Source organism: Schaalia suimastitidis DSM 15538, assembly GCF_000429105.1.
GTDB lineage: Bacteria > Actinomycetota > Actinomycetes > Actinomycetales > Actinomycetaceae > Pauljensenia > Pauljensenia suimastitidis.
On sequence record NZ_AUBF01000006.1, the window covers coordinates 533649 to 554271 of the forward strand.

General features: G+C 56.8%; 14 protein-coding genes and 2 tRNA genes. 15 read left to right on the forward strand and 1 reads right to left on the reverse strand.

The window, feature by feature from the left end; genetic code table 11:
- Positions 1 to 34: 34 nt before the first annotated feature.
- From rplA to G438_RS0102430, 12 genes are all read left to right on the forward strand, one after another.
- Positions 35 to 751: a 50S ribosomal protein L1 gene (gene rplA, locus G438_RS0102365; RefSeq protein ID WP_026459996.1), complete on the forward strand. Its 717-nt coding sequence runs from the start codon at positions 35 to 37 to the stop codon at positions 749 to 751.
- A gap of 334 nt (positions 752 to 1085) precedes the next feature.
- Positions 1086 to 1607, forward strand: a complete 522-nt coding sequence (gene rplJ / locus G438_RS0102375; protein WP_026459997.1) for a 50S ribosomal protein L10 — start codon at positions 1086 to 1088, stop codon at positions 1605 to 1607.
- Between the two features lie 107 nt (positions 1608 to 1714).
- The gene (gene rplL, locus G438_RS0102380) at positions 1715 to 2101 is read left to right on the forward strand and encodes a 50S ribosomal protein L7/L12 (RefSeq protein WP_026459998.1); all 387 of its coding nucleotides are present in this window, start codon (positions 1715 to 1717) and stop codon (positions 2099 to 2101) included.
- A gap of 320 nt (positions 2102 to 2421) precedes the next feature.
- A tRNA-Ile gene (locus G438_RS0102385) sits at positions 2422 to 2495 on the forward strand.
- 93 nt (positions 2496 to 2588) lie between these two features.
- Positions 2589 to 2660 (forward strand) — tRNA-Asn (locus G438_RS0102390).
- A gap of 233 nt (positions 2661 to 2893) precedes the next feature.
- A complete protein-coding gene (gene rpoB, locus G438_RS0102395; RefSeq protein ID WP_026459999.1) occupies positions 2894 to 6379 on the forward strand; it encodes a DNA-directed RNA polymerase subunit beta in 3486 nt (1161 codons plus the stop codon).
- A gap of 22 nt (positions 6380 to 6401) precedes the next feature.
- Positions 6402 to 10316 carry a DNA-directed RNA polymerase subunit beta' gene (locus G438_RS0102400; protein WP_026460000.1) on the forward strand — a complete coding sequence of 1305 codons (3915 nt, stop codon included), beginning with the start codon at positions 6402 to 6404 and terminating at the stop codon, positions 10314 to 10316.
- Between the two features lie 297 nt (positions 10317 to 10613).
- Positions 10614 to 11483, forward strand: coding sequence for a class II fructose-bisphosphate aldolase (locus G438_RS0102405; RefSeq protein WP_026460001.1), 870 nt, complete (start codon positions 10614 to 10616; stop codon positions 11481 to 11483).
- Positions 11480 to 12262, forward strand: coding sequence for an HAD-IA family hydrolase (locus G438_RS0102410; RefSeq protein WP_026460002.1), 783 nt, complete (start codon positions 11480 to 11482; stop codon positions 12260 to 12262). Before G438_RS0102405 ends, G438_RS0102410 begins: the two co-directional genes overlap by 4 nt.
- A gap of 60 nt (positions 12263 to 12322) precedes the next feature.
- Positions 12323 to 13666 carry a transaldolase family protein gene (locus G438_RS0102415; RefSeq protein WP_026460003.1) on the forward strand — a complete coding sequence of 448 codons (1344 nt, stop codon included), beginning with the start codon at positions 12323 to 12325 and terminating at the stop codon, positions 13664 to 13666.
- A 136-nt stretch (positions 13667 to 13802) separates the two neighbouring features.
- On the forward strand, positions 13803 to 14498 hold the full coding sequence (gene deoC, locus G438_RS0102425; protein ID WP_034284643.1) for a deoxyribose-phosphate aldolase: 696 nt from the start codon (positions 13803 to 13805) through the stop codon (positions 14496 to 14498).
- Between the two features lie 15 nt (positions 14499 to 14513).
- The gene (locus G438_RS0102430; protein ID WP_026460005.1) at positions 14514 to 16031 is read left to right on the forward strand and encodes a xylulokinase; all 1518 of its coding nucleotides are present in this window, start codon (positions 14514 to 14516) and stop codon (positions 16029 to 16031) included.
- Between the two features lie 142 nt (positions 16032 to 16173).
- On the opposite strand, the gene G438_RS0102435 is transcribed toward G438_RS0102430, so the two are convergent.
- Complete coding sequence (locus G438_RS0102435; RefSeq protein WP_026460006.1) at positions 16174 to 16911, reverse strand: GntR family transcriptional regulator; 738 nt, start codon at positions 16909 to 16911, stop codon at positions 16174 to 16176.
- A 522-nt stretch (positions 16912 to 17433) separates the two neighbouring features.
- On the opposite strand from G438_RS0102435, the gene rpsL reads away from it, so the two are divergent.
- From rpsL to fusA, 3 genes are all read left to right on the forward strand, one after another.
- Positions 17434 to 17808, forward strand: coding sequence for a 30S ribosomal protein S12 (gene rpsL, locus G438_RS0102440; protein ID WP_026460007.1), 375 nt, complete (start codon positions 17434 to 17436; stop codon positions 17806 to 17808).
- Complete coding sequence (rpsG, locus tag G438_RS0102445) at positions 17808 to 18278, forward strand: 30S ribosomal protein S7 (RefSeq protein ID WP_026460008.1); 471 nt, start codon at positions 17808 to 17810, stop codon at positions 18276 to 18278. Before rpsL ends, rpsG begins: the two co-directional genes overlap by 1 nt.
- 95 nt (positions 18279 to 18373) lie before the next feature.
- On the forward strand, positions 18374 to 20497 hold the full coding sequence (gene fusA, locus G438_RS0102450) for an elongation factor G (protein ID WP_026460009.1): 2124 nt from the start codon (positions 18374 to 18376) through the stop codon (positions 20495 to 20497).
- Positions 20498 to 20623: the final 126 nt, after the last annotated feature.

The window sequence follows — 20623 nt, forward strand, 5'->3', positions numbered from 1 at the left end:
TGCCCACACCACAACTGCAAGGAGAAGAAGCAGAATGGCAAAGCGCTCAAAGGGCTACCGCGCCGCGGCGGAGAAGATTCACGCCGGCGAAATCTACGCCCCCCTGGCTGCAATGGAACTGGCCAAGGAAACCACCGTCACCAAATTTGACTCCACCGTCGAGGTTGTCCTTCGACTTGGCGTCGACCCCCGTAAAGCGGACCAGATGGTTCGCGGCACCGTTACCCTGCCGCACGGCACCGGCAAGACCGCCCGGGTCTTGGTCTTTGCCGTTGGCGAACGTGCACAGGAAGCAATCGCTGCTGGTGCTGACGAGGTCGGCGGCGACGAACTCATCGAAAAGGTTGCCAAGGGCTACACAGACTTCGACGTTGCTGTGGCAACCCCGGACCTCATGGGTAAAGTTGGCCGCCTAGGTCGCGTGCTCGGTCCTCGTGGCTTGATGCCCAACCCGAAGACCGGCACCGTCACCATGGATGTGGCGAAGGCTATCAACGAAATCAAGGGTGGCCGTATTGAGTTCCGTGTCGACAAACACGCGAACCTGGCTTTCATCGTTGGCAAGTCCTCTTTCGATGCCGTGCAGCTGGCTGAAAATTACGCCGCTGTCCTCGAAGAGGTCCTGCGACTCAAGCCGTCAGCAGCCAAGGGTCGTTACATCTCCAAGGGCACTGTGTCCACCACGATGGGCCCAGGTATCCCGCTGGACGTCACTAAGACACGTAACGTCGCATCTGCCGACGCCTCCTGAGGCCTCGCTCCAATAGCAACATAGGCCCCGCTCGTACTGAGGCGAGCGGGGCTATGCGCATACCAGGCGACTTTTCGGCACCGATCCCAGTACTGCGACTTTTTGCGCCAGCAGTGGGCCAGTCCACAGTGCTGCGACTTGGCGATGCGCCAGACAGCGACTAAAGTGGGTCGAGCCGAAGACCGTCGGATCTCTGGATTTCCAGAGCCAAGTGCGCAAGCTGCCGACGCAGGTGAGTGATAGTTCCTTGTGGGACCTATGGGTTTTGTTAGCCCGGCACGCACCTGCGCGCCGGGCTTTTCGCATTCGACGGTTACCAACTGGAAGGAGGACCATGGCGAGGTCTGACAAGGTGGCAGCTGTTGCCGAACTCGTGGAGCGTTTCCGCGGGTCCAATGCAGTCCTGCTTACCGAATATCGCGGCCTGACCGTGGGGCAGCTCAAGCAGCTCCGCCGCGGACTGGGCGACAACGCGAACTACGCCGTGGTGAAGAATACGCTGGCGCGACTGGCAGCTCAGGAAGTCGGCCTTGACTTCCTAGCTGAGGACCTCACCGGTCCAACCGCTATCGCCTTCGTCTCTGGTGACCCCGTTGAGGTCGCCAAGGCGCTGCGTAATTTTGCCAAGGAGAACCCTGCACTGGTCGTGAAGTCCGGTGCAATGGATGGTTCGCAACTCTCTGCAGAAGCAGTGAAGAAACTTGCCGATCTCGAATCCCGCGAGGTCCTGCTGGCCAAAGCTGCAGGTGCCCTCAAGGCCAAGATTTCCCAAGCTGCCTACGCATTCAACGCTCTGCCCTCCAAGGCAGTGCGCACCATCGACGCTCTGCGCGAAAAGCAGAGCGAAGCGGCCTGACCACGTGACAGGCCCCGCACGACTGGGCGTCCCAATGACTCGCAGACGATGCGGATCTCACAAACCCTCTGCTCACGTAGCAGGCCAAATTAGGAAGGATGCCAATCATGGCAAAGCTCTCCAACGATGAGCTCATCGAAGCTTTCAAGGAAATGTCCCTCATCGAGCTCTCCGACTTCGTGAAGCTCTTCGAAGAGACCTTCGACGTGACCGCTGCCGCTCCGGCCGCTGTTGCTGTTGCTGCCGCTCCCGCCGCTGGCGAAGAAGCTGCTGCTGAAGAGAAGTCCGAGTTCGAGGTTGTCCTCGAAAGCGCTGGCGACAAGAAGATCGCCGTTGTTAAGGCTGTCAAGGCCCTCACCGGCCTCGGCCTGAAGGAAGCCAAGGAGCTTGTTGACAACGCTCCTTCGACCATCTTCGAAAACGCCAAGAAGGAAGATGCCGAAAAGGCCAAGGCTGAAATCGAAGAAGCCGGCGGCACCGTCACCCTTAAGTGACCTCCCCTCCTTCACTGATCAACTGATCGCCGTATCCCCGAGTAGCTCCTATGCTGCTCGGGGATACGTGTATGTGCGACACGCGCCCAGCAGTCACTCGTCTGTTTCCCGCCTGATATGGGGAGGGCCATGATGCAGCCAGCTAAGCTTTGTGGCTCCACACCGGTTGACGTACGCCAGTAACTGGGGGTCTTATCGTTCGTGACGTTGTGCCCGCGCTAATCGCAGCCAAGGCCGAATCGGCAGCATCTGAGGCAGGTGAAATATTGGGTCGCACTGCCAGGTCGTCATGCATGGAAAGAATCAGGTATGATCTATCTGCCCTAGTAGCTCAGTCGGTTAGAGCAGCGGACTCATAATCCGTGGGTCACGGGTTCGAGCCCCGTCTGGGGCACTGCGCGCGACGAAACGCGAGATGCGACATAGTTGCCTCTTGCGATTTGCCAATCAGGGATAACCTCGCTAGAGTTTCATCTCGCGTCAGCATTCCGGCGTAGCTCAATGGCAGAGCATCCGACTGTTAATCGGACGGTTACTGGTTCGAGTCCAGTCGCCGGAGCAATACAGCCCCTGGCCCAACGGGTCAGGGGCTTAGTGTTATCGTGAAACTAACCACATACGCCTTATTGTCTTGAATGTCAAGTCTTTCGTGCCTAGTATGGGAAGTTGCGCCTTGCTATGCCCGAGGTGATCCGTGCCCACCCGCCGTAACCGGCGCTTGGCGGAATAGGGACGGAATCAGTTAATGGGTCGCAGGTGCCATGCGCATCGCAAACGCAGGGAAGGATCCTCGTGGCTGCAAGTCACTCCGCTTCCAATATTCCCACCCAGACTTCGCGTATCTCCTTCGCGAAACTGAGTGAACCATTGCAAGCTCCGAATCTCCTCGGACTTCAAATTGAAAGTTTTGATTGGCTCCTTGGTAACGACGCGTGGAAAGCGCGCGTCGAAGCTGCCAAAGCCGCTGGACGTAACGACGTCCCCGATACCTCAGGTCTGGAAGAAATCTTTGAAGAGATTTCCCCCATCGAAGACCTTGGCGCAACGATGGCGCTGTCCTTCAGGGACCACCGCCTCGAAAAGCCAAAGTACACGGTCGAAGAAGCCAAAGCTAAGGATTACACCTACTCGGCCCCCATGTACGTCACCGCCGAATTCATGAACTATATGACCGGCGAAATCAAGTCCCAAACCGTCTTCATGGGCGATTTCCCGCTGATGACGCCACGTGGCACCTTCATCATCAACGGCACCGAACGTGTGGTCGTTTCGCAGCTTGTGCGTTCCCCCGGTGTGTACTTCGAACGCACCAGCGACCGTAGCTCCGATAAGGACGTCTTCGGTGCCAAAATCATTCCAAGCCGTGGCGCATGGCTTGAATTCGAAATTGACAAGCGCGACTCGGTAGGTGTGCGCATCGACCGTAAGCGTAAACAGTCAGTGACCCACTTCCTCAAGGCAATCGGCATGTCCGAAGGCGAGATTCGCGAGGCCTTCGCTGACTACCCGGTCCTGCTGGAAACCCTGGAAAAGGACACAGTCCACACCCAGGAAGAGGCTCTGACCGATATCTACCGCAAGCTGCGTCCCGGCGACCCTGCCAGCGTTGAGGCCGCACAGGCGCTGTTCAACAACTACTACTTCGATGCTAAGCGTTACGACCTGGCAAAAGTTGGTCGCTACAAGATCAACCGCAAGCTGGCACTTGACGCTGATCCGAAGGGCTCCGTACTCACGCTCGAAGACATCGTGGCCACCGTGAAATACCTGCTTGCCCTGCACAAGGGAGACAAGCTCTTTGCAGGTGTGCGCAACGGTGAAGCCGTCGAGGTGCGCGTCGAATCGGACGACATCGACCACTTCGGTAACCGCCGTATCCGCGCCGTGGGTGAACTGATCCAAGCGCAGGTCCGCACTGGCCTTGCCCGCATGGAACGTACCGTCCGCGAACGTATGAGTACCCAGGAAGCTGATTCGATCACGCCTCAAACGCTCATCAATATTCGGCCGGTCGTGGCAGCCATCAAGGAATTCTTCGGAACCTCGCAGCTGTCACAGTTCATGGACCAAAACAATCCGCTGGCGGGTCTGACCCACAAGCGTCGCCTCTCTGCACTTGGCCCTGGTGGTCTCTCCCGTGACCGCGCCGGCATGGAAGTGCGTGACGTGCACCCCTCGCACTACGGTCGTATGTGCCCCATTGAAACACCTGAAGGCCCCAACATTGGTCTCATCGGTTCATTGGCCACCTTCGCGCGCATTAACCCCTTCGGTTTCATCGAAACCCCGTATCGCGTCGTGCGTGACGGCAAGGTGACAAACGAAGTAGCCTACCTGACTGCTGACGACGAATTCGGGCACTACATCGCCCAGGCTTCGTCACGCCTCAACAATGATGGTTCCTTCGCCGAAGAAAACGTGCTGTGCCGTGTCGCAGGCGAAGACCCGACGCTGATTGCACGCGATCGCATTGACTATATGGACGTGTCTGCACGCCAGATGGTGTCGGTCGCTACGGCATTCATCCCCTTCCTTGAGCACGACGACGCAAACCGCGCACTCATGGGTGCGAATATGCAGCGCCAGGCGGTGCCGCTCCTGACCACCGAAGCACCACTGGTTGGCACCGGCATGGAGCGCCGAGCCGCACAGGACTCCGGTGAAATGCTCATCGCTGCACGCTCTGGCGTCGTCACCGAAGTAAGCGCCGACCTCGTCGTTGTCACCACCGACGACGGTGGCCGCGACAGCTACCGCGTCGAAAAATTCGAACGCTCCAACCCAGGCAACTGCACCAACCAGCGCGTCATTGTTAATGCCGGTGACCGCGTTGAAGTTGGTTCTGTTCTCGCTGACGGACCTGCCACCGACAACGGTGAAGTGGCTCTTGGCAAGAACCTCCTCGTGGCATATATGTCGTGGGAAGGCCTGAACTTCGAAGATGCCATCATCCTGTCGCGCCGCGTGGTGGAAGAAGACATCCTCACCTCGATCCACATCGAGGAATACGAAGTGGACGCCCGCGAAACCAAACTCGGTGAAGAAGAAATCACTCGGGATATCCCCAACGTCTCCGAAGAATCTCTCGCAGACTTGGATGAACGAGGCATTATCCGCATTGGTGCTGAAGTAACCGCAGGCGACATCCTTGTAGGTAAAGTCACGCCCAAGGGTGAAACCGAACTCACCTCCGAAGAACGCCTCCTGCGTGCCATCTTCGGTGAAAAAGCCCGCGAAGTGCGTGACACCTCGTTGCGGGTGCCTCACGGCGAAGAGGGTATCGTCATCGGTGTCCGCGAATTCAACGACGACGAAGACGACCTCAACCCCGGTGTGCGCCAAACAGTGCGCGTCTACGTGGCACAGCGCCGCAAGATCACCATTGGTGACAAGATGGCTGGCCGCCACGGTAACAAGGGTGTTGTGTCCAAGATTCTCCCGGTCGAAGACATGCCATTCCTTGAAGACGGCACCCCGGTTGACATCATCCTCAACCCCCTGGGTGTGCCGGGCCGTATGAATGTGGGTCAGGTACTGGAATACCACCTTGGATGGCTCGCCCACCAAGGATGGGATGCGACCGCAGCTGTGGAAGCAGGCGAAGAATGGACCAAGCACCTGGCTGCTGACGCTGTGAAGGCCAATCCTGGCAGCCTTGTTGCCACCCCCGTCTTTGACGGTCTGGAAGCAGAAGAACTTTCCGGCCTGCTCCGCCACGTGAATCCAAGCCGTGATGGTGACGTCCTCACCAATGAATACGGCAAGGCACGCCTCTTCGACGGGCGCTCCGGTGAACCCTTCCCGTACCCCATTGCAGTGGGCTACGCCTACATGCTCAAACTCCACCACCTCGTGGATGACAAGATCCACGCACGCTCCACCGGCCCTTACTCCATGATCACCCAGCAGCCACTGGGCGGTAAGGCACAATTCGGCGGCCAGCGTTTCGGTGAAATGGAAGTGTGGGCACTGGAAGCCTACGGTGCTGCCTACGCACTACAAGAATTGCTCACCATCAAGTCCGATGACACCACTGGACGTGTCAAGGTATACGAAGCCATCGTCAAGGGCGAGGATATCCCCGAACCGGGTATCCCCGAATCCTTCCGAGTCCTTATTCAAGAAATGCGTTCACTGTGCCTGAACGTCGAAGCCCTCGACGCCGCCGGTAACGTCATTGACCTTAAGGACGAAGACGAAGCCTTCGACATGCGTGAAGAAATGGGCATCTCATTGGAGGCCCGTCCTAACGCTGCTGCCTCTATCGATGCGATCTGAGAACTGACTAGGAGAAATGACGTTGTTGGACGCAAAGACATTCGACAGCCTGAAAATCACCCTGGCAACCGCCGACAATATGGGTCCGGTGACCCAAGGCGGCTGGTCATGGGGTGAGGTGAAAAAGCCCGAAACCATCAACTACCGTACGCTCAAGCCCGAGCGCGACGGTCTTTTCGGCGAGCAGATCTTTGGCCCTACCCGTGACTGGGAATGCGCCTGCGGCAAATACAAGCGTGTGCGCTACAAGGGCATTATCTGCGAAAAATGTGGCGTGGAAGTTACCCGATCAAAGGTGCGCCGCGAACGCATGGGTCATATTGACCTTGCTGCACCGGTGACCCACATCTGGTACTTCAAGGGTGTGCCCTCACGCTTGGGATATGTCCTGAACCTGGCACCGAAAGACCTTGAGAAGGTCATCTACTTCGCTGCCTACATGATCACCGAAGTGGACGAAAAGGGCCGCAACGAGGACCTTGCTGACCTGCGCGGTGAACTTGAGGTAGAAAAGGGGCATTTGGAGAACCAGCGTGATGTGGCAATCAACGCCATCGCTGAAAATGCCGAAGCCGAACTGGCTTCCCTGGAAGCGCAGGGTGCTTCGCCCGCCGAACGGGACAAGGTCCGCAAGAATGCTGACAAGGAAATGGCGCGTATTCGTCGCCGTTTCGACGGCGATATTGAAGGCCTGGAAATCGTGTGGGACCGCTTTAAAGACCTCAAGGTCGGCGATTTGGAAGGTGACGAACGGCTCTACCGCGCGATGGTGGCACGTTATGGCACCTACTTCAAGGGTGATATGGGCGCATCCGCCATTCAAAAGCGCCTGCAAACCTTCGACCTTGAAGGTGAAGTTGCTTCGCTGCGACAGATCATCGCCACTGAAACAGGCCCGCGTAAGACCCGCGCTATTAAGCGCCTGAAGGTCATCAACGCCTTCGTGGCCACCGGCAATAAGCCCGAATCGATGGTGCTGACCTGCATTCCGGTGATCCCGCCGGATCTGCGTCCTATGGTGCAGCTCGACGGTGGCCGTTTTGCCACCTCGGACCTCAATGACCTGTACCGCAGGGTTATCAACCGCAACACCCGCCTCAAGCGTCTGTTAGAGCTGGGTGCCCCCGAGATCATCGTCAACAACGAGAAGCGTATGCTGCAAGAATCTGTGGACGCGCTCTTTGACAATGGTCGTCGTGGTCGTCCCGTCGCGGGCCCAGGCAACCGCCCCTTGAAGTCGATCTCTGACATGCTCAAGGGCAAGCAAGGTCGTTTCCGCCAGAACCTTCTGGGCAAGCGCGTGGACTACTCGGGCCGTTCGGTTATCGTTGTGGGCCCGCAGCTCAAGTTGCACCAGTGTGGCCTGCCTAAGCAGATGGCCCTGGAACTGTTCAAGCCTTTCGTTATGAAGCGCCTGGTCGAGAAGAACTTTGCGCAGAACGTCAAGGCCGCTAAGCGTAAGGTGGAGCGCCAGCGCCCCGAGGTGTGGGACGTCCTCGACGATGTCATCCGCGAGCACCCCGTGCTGCTGAACCGCGCCCCCACGCTGCACCGCCTCGGTATTCAGGCTTTCGAACCCCAGCTCATTGAAGGTAAAGCCATCCAGCTACATCCGCTGGCTTGTGAAGCTTTCAACGCTGACTTCGACGGCGATCAGATGGCAGTTCACTTGCCGCTGGGCGCTGAAGCTCAAGCTGAAGCACGTATCCTCATGCTGTCGACCAATAACATCCTTAAGCCTTCCGATGGTCGCCCCGTGGCTATGCCATCGCAGGACATGATTATTGGCCTGTTCCACCTCACGTCGGATCCTGATCCTGCTGTTGAGGTGGCACGCGACGAAAAGGGGAACGAGATTGTGCCGTCCTTCTCCTCGGTGGGCGAAGCCATCATGGCTTTCGATGCCGGGAATCTGCACCTCAATGCACGCGCCCTCATCCGTTTTGACGGCGTAGTGCCCCCCGCGCAGTGGGAAGCTCCTGAGGGGTGGACCGAAGGTGACGACATTCTGCTGGAAACATCCCTGGGCCGCGCGCTCTTCAACGAGCTGCTCCCAGTGGACTACCCCTTCGTCAATGAAGTGGTCGGCAAGAAGCAGCTGGCCAATATCGTGAACTCGTTGACCGAACGTTACCCGAATGTGCTTGTGGCCGAATGCCTCGATGCGCTGAAGGCAGCGGGCTTCTACTGGTCAACATGGTCGGGGATTACCATATCCTTCTCCGATATCCAGGCGTCGCCTCGTAAAGAAGAAATTCTTGCCGAGTACGAACAGCGCGCCGCATCCATCCAAGACCAATACGAAACGGGCTTCATCTCGGAAGATACCCGTTACGAAGAATTGGTGAAGCTGTGGCTGGAATGCACCGAGAAGGTCGCTAACGATATGCGGGCAAACTTCGATGAGCGCAACACCGTGTACCGCATGGTGTCCTCAGGTGCTCGTGGTAACTGGTCGCAGGTGCAGCAGTTGGCTGGTATGCGTGGCCTGGTGTCCGACCCGAAGCAGAAGCTCATTGAACGTCCGATTAAGGCAAATTACCGTGAAGGTCTGACCGTTCTTGAGTACTTCATCGCGACCCACGGTGCACGTAAGGGTCTTGCGGATACGGCGCTTCGTACCGCAGAGTCGGGCTACCTCACGCGTCGCCTCGTTGACGTCTCGCAGGACGTCATTGTGCGTGAGGCCGATTGTGGTACCCGCGGTGGTATTCGCATTCCGATTGCCGAACAGGACGAGGCCGGTACCTGGGTTGCGCTGGAAACGGTACAGACCACCGCGTATGCGCGTACCTTGGCGCGTGACGTTGTGGCCGAAGATGGGACGGTTCTTGCTACCGCTGGCCTTGACTTGGGCGATGATCTGCTGAAGTCCCTGATTCGTGCAGGGATTAACGAGGTTGTGTGCCGTTCCGTACTTACCTGTGAGTCAGCGGTCGGTACGTGCGCCACCTGCTACGGTCGTTCGTTGGCTACCGGTAAGCAGGTTGACATTGGCGAGGCCGTTGGCATTATTGCCGCGCAGTCCATTGGTGAACCTGGTACTCAGCTCACTATGCGTACATTCCACACGGGTGGTGCGGCCTCTGCTGCCGATATTACCCAGGGTCTGCCACGTGTTCAGGAACTCTTCGAGGCACGTACTCCCAAGGTGGAAGCCAAGCTTGTTGAGGCTGCTGGTCGTATTCACATTGACGACGAAGATCCGGCTGTGCGCCGTATCGTCGTTACTCGTGATGATGCGAAGGAAGACCTCGTGATCGAGCTGTCGCGCCGCCAGAAGCTGCTGGTCGCTGAAGGTGACCACGTTGAGGCGGGTACGCCGTTGACTGAGGGCCAATTGGATCCCAAGGAAGTGCTGCGTATTATGGGCCGCAATGTGGCTCAGAAGCAGCTGGTGGACGAAGTGCAGAAGGTCTACCGTGACCAGGGCGTGGGTATTCACTCCAAGCACATCGAGGTGATCGTGCGCCAGATGCTGCGTAAAGTCACCATCCTTGAACCAGGCGACACCTCCTTTATGCCCGGTGAACTGGTGGATCGTATGGCCTACTTGGCGCAGAACCGTAAGGTTGCTGCCGAAGGTGGACAACCTGCGTCGGGCCGCCAGATGCTGATGGGTATTACCAAGGCATCGCTGGCCACCGATTCGTGGCTGTCGGCTGCCTCCTTCCAAGAGACAACCAAGGTACTCACCGAGGCCGCGATGAACGGCAAGTCTGATGCACTTGTTGGCCTGAAGGAAAATGTCATCCTCGGTAAGCTCATCCCGGCGGGTACCGGCCTTGGCATTTACAACAATGTCACGGTTGAACCTACTGCGGAGGCACTGGCTAACTCCAACTATTCGGAGTTGGACTTCCAAGACGGCGAGGTATCTGAAGATTTCCTTGACGCCCTTGGGTCGATTGACTTTGGAATGTCCTTCCAGGAGTGATCTGACTGTACGGTAGTGAACCCGGTGAGTGCGAAGCGCTCACCGGGTTCACTGTTGTTGCAGCGCCTATGGGCCCTCATCTTGATTCGATGAGGTGGGCGTCGTGGTTACGTGTTCGTGTGAGCGTTGCACATCCCCATATTGCGGTATAGACCGGTATAGCAATAGATGGTATTGTGAGAGCTGGATCACCGCCAACTGTGGTTTCTGATCCTTTCCCTGATGCACCGAAGCATCAGAAACCACATTGCGCATAATCCGCGCACCCCCATTTGTCACCGCCACATAGGAGGATCAGTGAAAGCGTCAACCCTCGACATCGTCACCACCGCACTCCGGCGCGGCTACGCGGTCGGCGCATTCAATATCTTCAACGACGTCAGTTTGCGTGCAGTAGCCCGAGCAGCGCATTCACACCGATCGCCAGCGATCATACAGGTATCCGTGCGCACCGCTAAAGCCATCGGCGCTACCTTGCTGCATCACATGTTCGAGGCAGCAGCACACGAAGTGGACGTGCCCTTAGCGCTTCATCTTGACCACTGCCCGGACCCGGACTATGCCATCGAAGTCCTTGACGCAGGCTGGTCCTCGGTCCTCCTTGACGCCTCGTCACTTGAACTTGATCAGGCAATGGAAGCCACCGTTCGCGTCGTGGAGCACGCACACAGCTGCGGCGCACATGTGGAATCCGAAATAGAAAATATCGTTGGTGTCGAAGACGGCGTTGGCAGCGACGTTATCGTCCACGCATACACAGACGAACAACTCGTGGAGGTCGCCCAAGCAACTGGCGTGGATATGCTGGCTCCACAGCTAGGTACCGCACATGGCCTGTACAAAGGGCGTCCAGACCTCAAACCTGAGCGCGTCAAACGCCTCAGAGCATTGAGCACATTGCCGATCGTTCTCCACGGTGGAACCGGTTTAGCCGCTGATGATTTCACTGCTTTCATCCGCGCAGGCGTCAGCAAGATCAACGTATCCACTGCGCTGAAGCATTCCTTCCTTGATGCCATCGTCGATGTGGGCCTTGACGCGCAACACCATAAGCGCAGTGAACCACTGCCCATCATTGATGCCGTAGAGCAACGACTTATGGCAACTGTGAGCCAACACCTAGAAATGTTTGGCAGCTGCGCACAGGTGAAAGGGGCGCAGGCATGACACGGGCACTGATATTTGACTGCGATGGTGTACTAGCTGACACAGAACGTGATGGACACCGGGTGGCATTCAACCAGGCCTTTGCCGAATTCGACCTACCCATCACCTGGGACGACGAAACCTACGCCCGCCTCGTCAAAATTGGCGGCGGCAAAGAACGCATCGCCTCGGTCCTCACGCCCGAATTACTCCGCCACGCTGGGCTAAACGTCGACGAAGCCCAGCGGCAACAGCTCATCCGTGACCTTCACCAGAGAAAAACAGCCCTTTTCCAACACCGTATCCACAGCGGCGCCATCCCAAGTAGGACAGGGGTTGCGCGCCTTATCAACGAGGCGTTGAATGCGAATATCCGCGTCGCTGTCGCCTCAACCTCGGCACCACAATCAGTTCGCTCAGTGTTAATCCATGCAGTGGGGGAGCAGCTGGCCAATGAGATCCCAGTTTTTGCCGGTGACATAGTTGCCAGAAAAAAGCCCGCGCCCGATATCTACCTTCACGCACTGGCTGAACTCGGTATTGGCAGCGCAGAGGCGATAGCAGTGGAGGATTCGCACGTCGGCGCAACTGCCGCACACCAGGCTGGCATGCAGGTACTCGTTACCGTAGCAAGCTACACCCGCAATGAAGATTTTACGGGCGCCGCACTAGTGGTCGACCACCTAGGCCACACCAATCAGCCTGCAACGGCACTCCACGACCCGCATGGACTCATGACGGGACATTCCATCATCGATATGGAAGTGATCGAAGCGATCTATGCATTGTCGAGGCAATAACACTGAACGCAACGACCCTGTGCAGCGGTGCAATGACGCGCGAAATAAGGGAGGTTACCAATGTATCTGACAGATCATCAGCACCCCACGCCATTACATTTAACACTCGCCGATCTCGAGCTGACCCCAAAGACGGGGCACGAGGCGCTGATCCAGCGAGTCCTCACAACACCTATCGACCGCGACACCTACGAATTTTTGTGTCGCCACGCGACCTCTATTGATGTGGGCGATGAGCTAAAAGCAGTGGTGTCCTATTTCAATGTTCCCTATGGTCACACGCCGCCAGGTTTTCGCCGTGTACTGCATCTAAACCATCAGGGTGAAGTCACGGTCGATCTGGTCAGGGACATTGGTTGCGACATCGACGGCACACAACGACCTACTCGGGTGCTGTACTCGGCAGATTCAGCCAATCCATACGAAGTGGCCCATGTGGCACCGTTCGTTGCCAATTTGACATGTAATCCAGGCATTATTTACGACCTATTCCTCAACGATCCAAAGGCAAATGTCGGCGGCCACTTTAAAGACCGTGACGAGGTGATGGGTGAAATTGGGCGTCTTCTCGGCCCAGGCTGCGATATTTCTGTCGAATTGAATAACCCTTTCGAGGCCGATTTCTCGCAGATACTCGATGAGGCACAACGTTTCCGCGACATACTCTCGCCGTGGCGCGTCGTCATTAAAGTACCTCACACCGGACCGGTGAACGCGGCAAACGTCACTGACCTGCTTGAAGGCGACAAGCGGCTTGCGTTACGTCCATCCCAAGGAAGTACCGAAGACCGCATGCGCGGACACCGCCTCGCCTTGAAGCTGCGTGAAGAAGGTTTTCGGGTGAATTTCACCTTAATGTTCGAACCCTACCAAGCGCAGATGGCCTTACAAGCCAGGCCATATTTCATTAACGCCTTTATCCGACACCGCAAGATGCAATCGGAGCGTATGGCGGGCCTGCTCCACGCCTATCACATCACCCAGGACGATAGTTTCCTCAAAGATCTGCGCTCCTACATGCTGAGCAATGACTATCTTGCCTCCCATGAAGACATGCTGGACCTTCACAGTGTGCACACTTTGGCCCAGACAATCCTCAAAATACGCGGCATCACCATTGGGGATGGCAACGGCACCGTTGGTGACGGACTGGACTCTGCGCGGCACTGTCTGCGCCTTCTCAGACACGCCAACCTTCCTGATACGCGCCTCATTATCTGTTCAATGGAAGGTGAGCTGAACTACCCCGACATTGATCGGATGCTTGTCGAAGACGAATTTGCAGATATGACCGACAAAGTGGTGGTTACTGCCGAGCCGCAGTACCTTGCGCGTTTCACGTCAACGAATCAGGTAATCAGCTATCAAAGGAGGTTCATGGCAGCAGCACGTGGAAATAAATAATGGCGGCTGAACGATTCAACTGCAGTGATATGCCAAATGCGCAGGCAGTGGTAACGGTGCCACTCCTTAGTGCATATCAGATCAATACGTTGGCGGCTCACAACCGTGCCGCTGTCACACCTGTAGGGGATACATTATGAAACTGACTGTCTCAGAATACGCCAAACACTTCGATATGGCCCTTCACCTGCAAAGCTCCACAGAAGATGACATTCGCAAACATGCACGTCAAGCGCGCGAAACAGGTGTTGCCGCCTGTTACACCAATTCCATGTGGACACCGGTGGTGGCCGAGGAACTAGCAGGGTCAGACGTTCGTGTTGGCACGGCCATCTCATTCCCATATGGCTGTACCTCGACGGCGATGAAATTTGCGGAAATCGACGAAGGTCTAGACCTTGGTGCAACCGCAGTGGATATGGTGATTAATATTGGTCGGCTTCGTGAAGGTGATCATGATTACGTCAGGCGCGAGGTGGAAGGCCTTGTTGAACGCACCAGCGGAAAAGCGCTGTCGAAAGTCATCTTCGAAGTGTGCTTCCTCACCGACGCTGAAATTGCGCTGTTGACCCGTATCTGCTCCGACGCTGGCGTTGACTACGTGAAAACGGCGACCGGATCTGAAGGGTTTCCTACCGAAGCCCAAGTCGCGGTGATGAGGGCCAATATTACAAATCCGAATACGAAACTCAAGGTCTCGGGTGTACCACGTACATTCACCATGCCCGCCACCTTTTGGATGATCGAAAAACTAGGCGTGTCACTGATTGGTACCCGTTCTGCGGCAGCACTTGTTGCGCAATACGCCGCATATCTCAGCAAAGGCGCATAGGAAGGAGTACATCACATGGCTGACTATCTTGTTGGTATCGATGCCGGAACCACCGGATGTAAAAGTATAGTTTTTGACTTAGAAGGCAATGTTCTTGGTCAAGACTATCGTGAATACCCGTGCGTTTTCCCAGGTCCGGGCCTTGTGGAACAACGTTTCGAGGATATTATTCCTCCGCTAGAAGAATCATGCCGCGTGGCCGTCGAAGCATCCGGTGTAGCCAATAAGGATATTCGCGCGGTTGCGTTTTCTTCGCAGGCACCACTGTTGGCACTGGTTGACGAAGAAGGGGATCTGATACGTCCGTTCCTGTCCTGGCAAGATTTACGAGGCGCGCCTTATATTCCCCAACTCCGCCAAGCTTACGGAGCGGAACGTTTCTACCAAGAAACGGGCGACCCCCTTGGAACCAATAGTGCGGCACCGAAATGGGCATGGCTGCGTGACCATGAACCTGAGAACTGGGAGCGGACCAGATGGTTCTTATCCGAACAAGAATTTCTACTCAAGCATTGGGGTGCCCAAGGATACTGGACGGATCTGTCCTCTGCCTCGCGCGAAGGGATGCTTGATGTTGATGCCCAGGAATGGTCGGTACCTGTCCATGACCTCATTGGCATACCTCTGGACAAACGCGCCACAATCGCCCATGAGCCGGGGAAAGTTGTGGGGACAATTGGGTCTGACCTTGCGCGTCGCACAGGTTTAGCGGAAGGAACATTGCTGTGTGTCGGTGCGCATGACCAGAACTGTTCGACTTTCGGAGGTGGCGCTGTGCGGGGTGGCGACTGTGTGATGGTGATGGGCACCTTCGGGTCGTGTTATGTCGTGATGGACCAGCCTTTACGTGACCCCGAGCGTAAACTTGTCGTCAAACCCAACCATGGTGTCGGCAACTGGACGATTGAAGCATTTTCCAATACCTCCGCCTCCTCCTTTAGGTGGTACAGGGACACCTTCTGCCAGGGTGAACGTTTTGCCGGCAGTATTAGCGGCGAAGATCCCTATGACATTATTACCCGCCAGGTGGCAGCTTCACCTATTGGTGCAAATGGTGTGACATTCCTTCCCTATCTTGGGGGCGTGTCGGGTGCGCGACAAAACCCTAACGCCCGGGCAAATCTCAATGGAATGACGCTGGCAACGACGAAAGCCGATGTGGCACGGGCAGTGCTTGAGGGCATCTGTTTTGAAATGAAAGACATCCTTAACGCCCAAGCCGCTGCTGGTATTGAGGCCGAAACGATACGCCTGGTTGGAGGTGCCGCTAAATCTGCCCTGTGGTCGCAGATGCTTGCCGATATTTTCCAAAAGCCCATTGAAGTGCTTCGTACATCAGAGGCGGGATGTCTTGGTGCCGCCATGTATGCAGGTGTGGGTGCGGGCCTATTTTCCTCGTGTGAGGAGGCTGCTGACCGTTCGGTGGCGGTCACTGGACGTTTCGATCCTGATCCGGCAAAGAAACAGCCGTATGAGGAGGCCTTTAAGCGTTTCGTTGATGTCTACGAAGGGCTGGCTGAGCGCGTCTTCTGATACGTGTAGCGTATGGGTGCGCAACCAATGGGTCGCATACATGGAATGTCGTATGCCGTGCCAACCGATGGTGCTCTTGCCCCTTCCTGTGGTCGGAATGTTGTGGGAAGGGGTAAGGGCGCCGTAGGGTCTCGGACTCACCTTAAGTTGTGAAGTCAAAATGCAATGTGATCCGGTCACCGCGGAAAAGGATCTTCGAGTATTCAAATATGCGGCCCGAGGCGTCGTAAATATGGTCCTTTAACAGCAGCAAAGGGGCGCCCGCTTTGAGTCCAAGGTGGGTCGCCTCCTCGCGCGTGGCGGCTGTGGCCTCGAGAAACTCTTTGGTGTGTGCAGCGCTAAGGCCGTATTTGGTGCTGAGAACAACGCATAGCTGTTCGGTGATGACGTCATCATCTTCGATGTCTGGCGCCAAGTGAAGGGGGATATAGGAGCGGTGAAGGCTCACTGGTCCCTCATTGACGAGGCGGCGGCGGAGTATCTCGCGAACGGGCGTAGAGGTGTCGGTCCCAAGTGCCCTGCGGATTTCTGGCGCTGGAATGGTGGTGCGGCATTCGACTAATTCAGTGTGGGTAGCAAAGCCCATCGCCTCAAGTTGTTCCCGCACGCCCATGTAGGCAGGGGAGCGTGCTTCGATACGGCGCTCGGTGACAAAGGTTCCTTTGCCGGGGACGCGGTAAAGGAGTCCTTCGTTCACGAGGGTACTGAGTACGCCTCGTACCGTCATCCTGGAAGCGCCAAGTTGTTCGTGAAGTGCCACTTCGGAGGGGATACGTGCGCCTGGGGCCCATTGGCCGCGGGCGATTGCCTGGCGAAGATAGTCTTCAATTTGCACATACAAAGGGATAGACGAGTTGCGGTCCAGTGTGGTGTGAGCCATTGAATGTCGTACCTTCGGTTGCGTGGAGATGATGTGCTGGGGGCGGATGAGTATCTCACACTGATGATATCTGGCTCCTGCCCGAGTGGGCCCAGATCACAACATGCACATCGTTTGCTTATGGTTGCTGAGTGGTGATCCTTTACGGCTCAGGCTGCGAGGAAGGTGCCGGGAATCACCAGGCGGCGGATTGACCCAAGTCGGCGGGCGAGACTAGGCTTGTGGGCGGTGAACCGCGTCGATATGCGGTCCCTCATACACTTTGGCCTCACAGTTGAAATTGTATGAGCTGGTCACTGGCCAGCACGCGGGCTCCCTCCGTCGGAGCTCCGGGCGTCATTCTCTGACCCCTTGGCATGTACAAGCGACGTGCGGGTTATCATGGCGCACCGGCCCCTGATGGAGACATGTGCGTCCGCAGGGGACCTGGCCATTTGGGCACTATCAACGCGGCAGACTGACCCATAAGGGCGTGGCCGCTGACGCAGCCCCGCCAAAGACGGAACAAGAACTGGAGTCCCAGTGCCAACTATTCAGCAGCTCGTCCGCAAGGGCCGCAGCTCCAAGCGCTCCAAGGTGAAGACACCTGCGCTTAAGGGCTCACCTCAGCGTCGCGGCGTATGCACCCGTGTGTACACCACCACCCCGAAGAAGCCGAACTCAGCACTTCGTAAGGTTGCTCGTGTGCGTCTTTCCTCCGGCATCGAAGTGACCGCCTACATCCCCGGTGAAGGTCACAACCTGCAGGAGCACTCGATCGTCCTCGTTCGTGGCGGTCGTGTGAAGGACCTCCCCGGTGTCCGCTACCGTATCGTCCGCGGCTCCCTCGACACCCAGGGTGTCCGCAACCGCAAGCAGGCTCGTTCCCGCTACGGCGCAAAGAAGGAGAAGAAGTAATGCCTCGTAAAGGCCCAGCTCCCAAGCGTCCCCTGGTTGACGATCCCGTTTACGGCTCAAAGCTCGTGACCCAGCTGGTCAACCGCGTTCTCCTCGACGGCAAGAAGACCGTTGCTGAGCGCATCGTTTATGGTGCTCTTGAAACGGTGCGCGAACGTACCGAGCAAGATCCTGTAGCTGTTCTTAAGCGCGCCATGGACAATATTCGTCCTGCCCTTGAGGTGCGTTCCCGCCGCGTCGGTGGCGCCACCTACCAGGTGCCTGTTGAAGTTCGCCCCGCCCGCGCCACCACCCTGGCTCTGCGTTGGCTGGTGGACTTCTCTCGTCAGCGCCGCGAAAAGACCATGACCGAGCGTCTTGCCAACGAGATTCTTGACGCCTCCAATGGTCTGGGTGCCGCTGTGAAGCGCCGCGAAGACATGCACAAGATGGCCGAGTCGAACCGCGCCTTCGCTCACTACCGCTGGTAGTTTCTTTCCTGCCGAGGCGGTGGCGGCTTACGGTGCCTGCGCCTCGGCAAAGAAAAACATCAGACCACGTAACAACCAACTGAGAAGGATCTCTCGTGGCACTAGAGGTGTTGACCGACCTGAAGAAGGTCCGCAACATCGGCATCATGGCTCACATCGATGCCGGCAAGACCACCGTGACAGAACGCATCCTGTTCTACACGGGCATTAACTACAAACTCGGCGAAACGCACGACGGTGCGTCCACCACTGACTGGATGGAACAGGAAAAAGAACGTGGTATTACCATCACGTCCGCAGCTGTTACCTCCTTCTGGAATGGCAACCAGATTAACGTGATCGACACCCCCGGCCACGTTGACTTCACAGTCGAAGTTGAGCGCTCCTTGCGCGTGCTCGACGGCGCTGTTGCTGTCTTTGACGGCAAGGAAGGTGTGGAACCGCAGTCTGAAACCGTGTGGCGTCAGGCTGATAAATACGACGTTCCGCGTATCTGCTTCATCAACAAGATGGACAAGATGGGTGCGGACTTCTACTTCTCGGTTCAGACTATCAAGGATCGTTTGAACGCGACCCCGATCGTCATGATGCTACCCATCGGTGCTGAAAGCGAATTCGAAGGCACCGTTGACCTGGTGACCATGGAATCGGTGCGCTACCCCGCTAAGGATGACAAGGGCGAACCCACCAACGGTTCCATCGTCGTTCGCGGCGAAATCCCCGCAGATATGGTGGAAAAGGCTGAGGAATACCGCGAAGCCCTGATGGAAGCGGCTGCTGACGCCAATGACGAACTCACCGAGGCATACCTGGAAAACGGCGAACTGACTGTTGAACAGATCAAGGCCGGTGTGCGTGAACTGACGATCTCGGGTCGTGCATTCCCCGTCTACTGCGGTACCGCATTGCGCAACATGGGCGTGCAGCCCGTTCTGGATGCTGTCGTCGACTTCCTGCCCTCTCCACTGGATATTCCTCCAGTGAAAGGCTTCAAGCCTGGTTCTGAAGATGAAGAGCCCACCGAGACCCGTCTTCCCTCCGAAGATGAGCCGTTCTCTGCTCTTGCCTTCAAAATCGCAGCGCACCCCTTCTTCGGCAAGCTCACCTTCATCCGTGTGTACTCCGGCAAGGTTGAATCCGGCTCTCAGGTGGCTAACTCCACCAAGGGCAAGAAGGAACGCATTGGCAAGATCTTCCAGATGCACTCCAACAAGGAAAACCCTGTGGATGTTGCACACGCCGGTCACATTTACGCCGTTATTGGCCTTAAGGACACCACCACGGGTGACACCCTGTGTGCCTTGGACAAGCAGGTGATCCTTGAATCCATGACCTTCCCCAAGCCGGTTATTCACGTGGCTGTTGAGCCCAAGTCGAAGGCCGACCAGGAGAAGATGGGCGTCGCCATTCAGAAACTTGCTGAAGAAGACCCGACCTTCACCGTTGAGTTGGATAAGGAAACCGGTCAGACCGTTATCGGTGGTATGGGCGAACTCCACCTCGACATCATCGTGGACCGTATGCGCCGTGAATTCAAGGTTGAAGCGAACGTCGGTAAGCCGATGGTTGCGTACCGTGAAACCATTCGTAAGGCTGTTGAGAAGCACGAATACACGCACAAGAAGCAGACCGGTGGTTCCGGCCAGTTCGCGCGCGTCATTATTGCTCTTGAGCCGATCGAAGCGGATGCAGAGAAGGATTACGAATTCGTAGACAAGGTCACTGGTGGCCGTGTTCCTCGCGAATACATTCCTTCCGTTGATGCAGGTATTCAGGCCGCAATGGAGACCGGTGTCCTCGCCGGTTACCCGATGGTGGGCGTGCGAGCAACACTGCTTGATGGTGCCTACCACGACGTTGACTCTTCTGAAATGGCCTTCAAGATCGCTGGCACCATGGCAATGAAGGAAGCCGCTAAGAAGGCTGCCGCCGTGTTGCTTGAGCCGATCATGGACGTCGAAGTACGTACGCCCGAAGAATACATGGGTGACGTCATCGGCGACCTCAACTCTCGTCGTGGTGCCATCCAGTCAATGGATGAGCAACACGGTGTGCGCGTTGTCCGCGCGCACGTTCCGCTGTCCGAAATGTTCGGTTACGTTGGCGACCTGCGTTCCAAGACGCAGGGCCGTGCAGTGTACTCGATGCAATTCGATAGCTACGCCGAGGTCCCGCGTAATGTCGCGGACGAGATCATCGGAAAGTCTCGGGGCGAGTGAGTCCCACGGGGCTGGGCGCCTCGGAAATTGACGGATATCTCTTAGTATTTCCCCATTTCCGAGGCGACCCGCCTCACACATTGGTAAACCCTGTAGGTCTCATGCCCCAATGGGTGTTAAAGTGAC

Bases quoted from the DNA above. Each gene is read 5' to 3' on its own strand.
- rplA (WP_026459996.1), top strand. From the start codon at position 35: ATGGCAAAGCGCTCAAAGGGCTACCGCGCCGCGGCGGAGAAGATTCAC.
- rplJ (WP_026459997.1), top strand. From the start codon at position 1,086: ATGGCGAGGTCTGACAAGGTGGCAGCTGTTGCCGAACTCGTGGAGCGT.
- rplL (WP_026459998.1), top strand. From the start codon at position 1,715: ATGGCAAAGCTCTCCAACGATGAGCTCATCGAAGCTTTCAAGGAAATG.
- G438_RS0102410 (WP_026460002.1), top strand. From the start codon at position 11,480: ATGACACGGGCACTGATATTTGACTGCGATGGTGTACTAGCTGACACA.
- G438_RS0102415 (WP_026460003.1), top strand. From the start codon at position 12,323: ATGTATCTGACAGATCATCAGCACCCCACGCCATTACATTTAACACTC.
- deoC (WP_034284643.1), top strand. From the start codon at position 13,803: ATGAAACTGACTGTCTCAGAATACGCCAAACACTTCGATATGGCCCTT.
- G438_RS0102430 (WP_026460005.1), top strand. From the start codon at position 14,514: ATGGCTGACTATCTTGTTGGTATCGATGCCGGAACCACCGGATGTAAA.
- G438_RS0102435 (WP_026460006.1), bottom strand. From the start codon at position 16,911: ATGGCTCACACCACACTGGACCGCAACTCGTCTATCCCTTTGTATGTG.
- rpsG (WP_026460008.1), top strand. From the start codon at position 17,808: ATGCCTCGTAAAGGCCCAGCTCCCAAGCGTCCCCTGGTTGACGATCCC.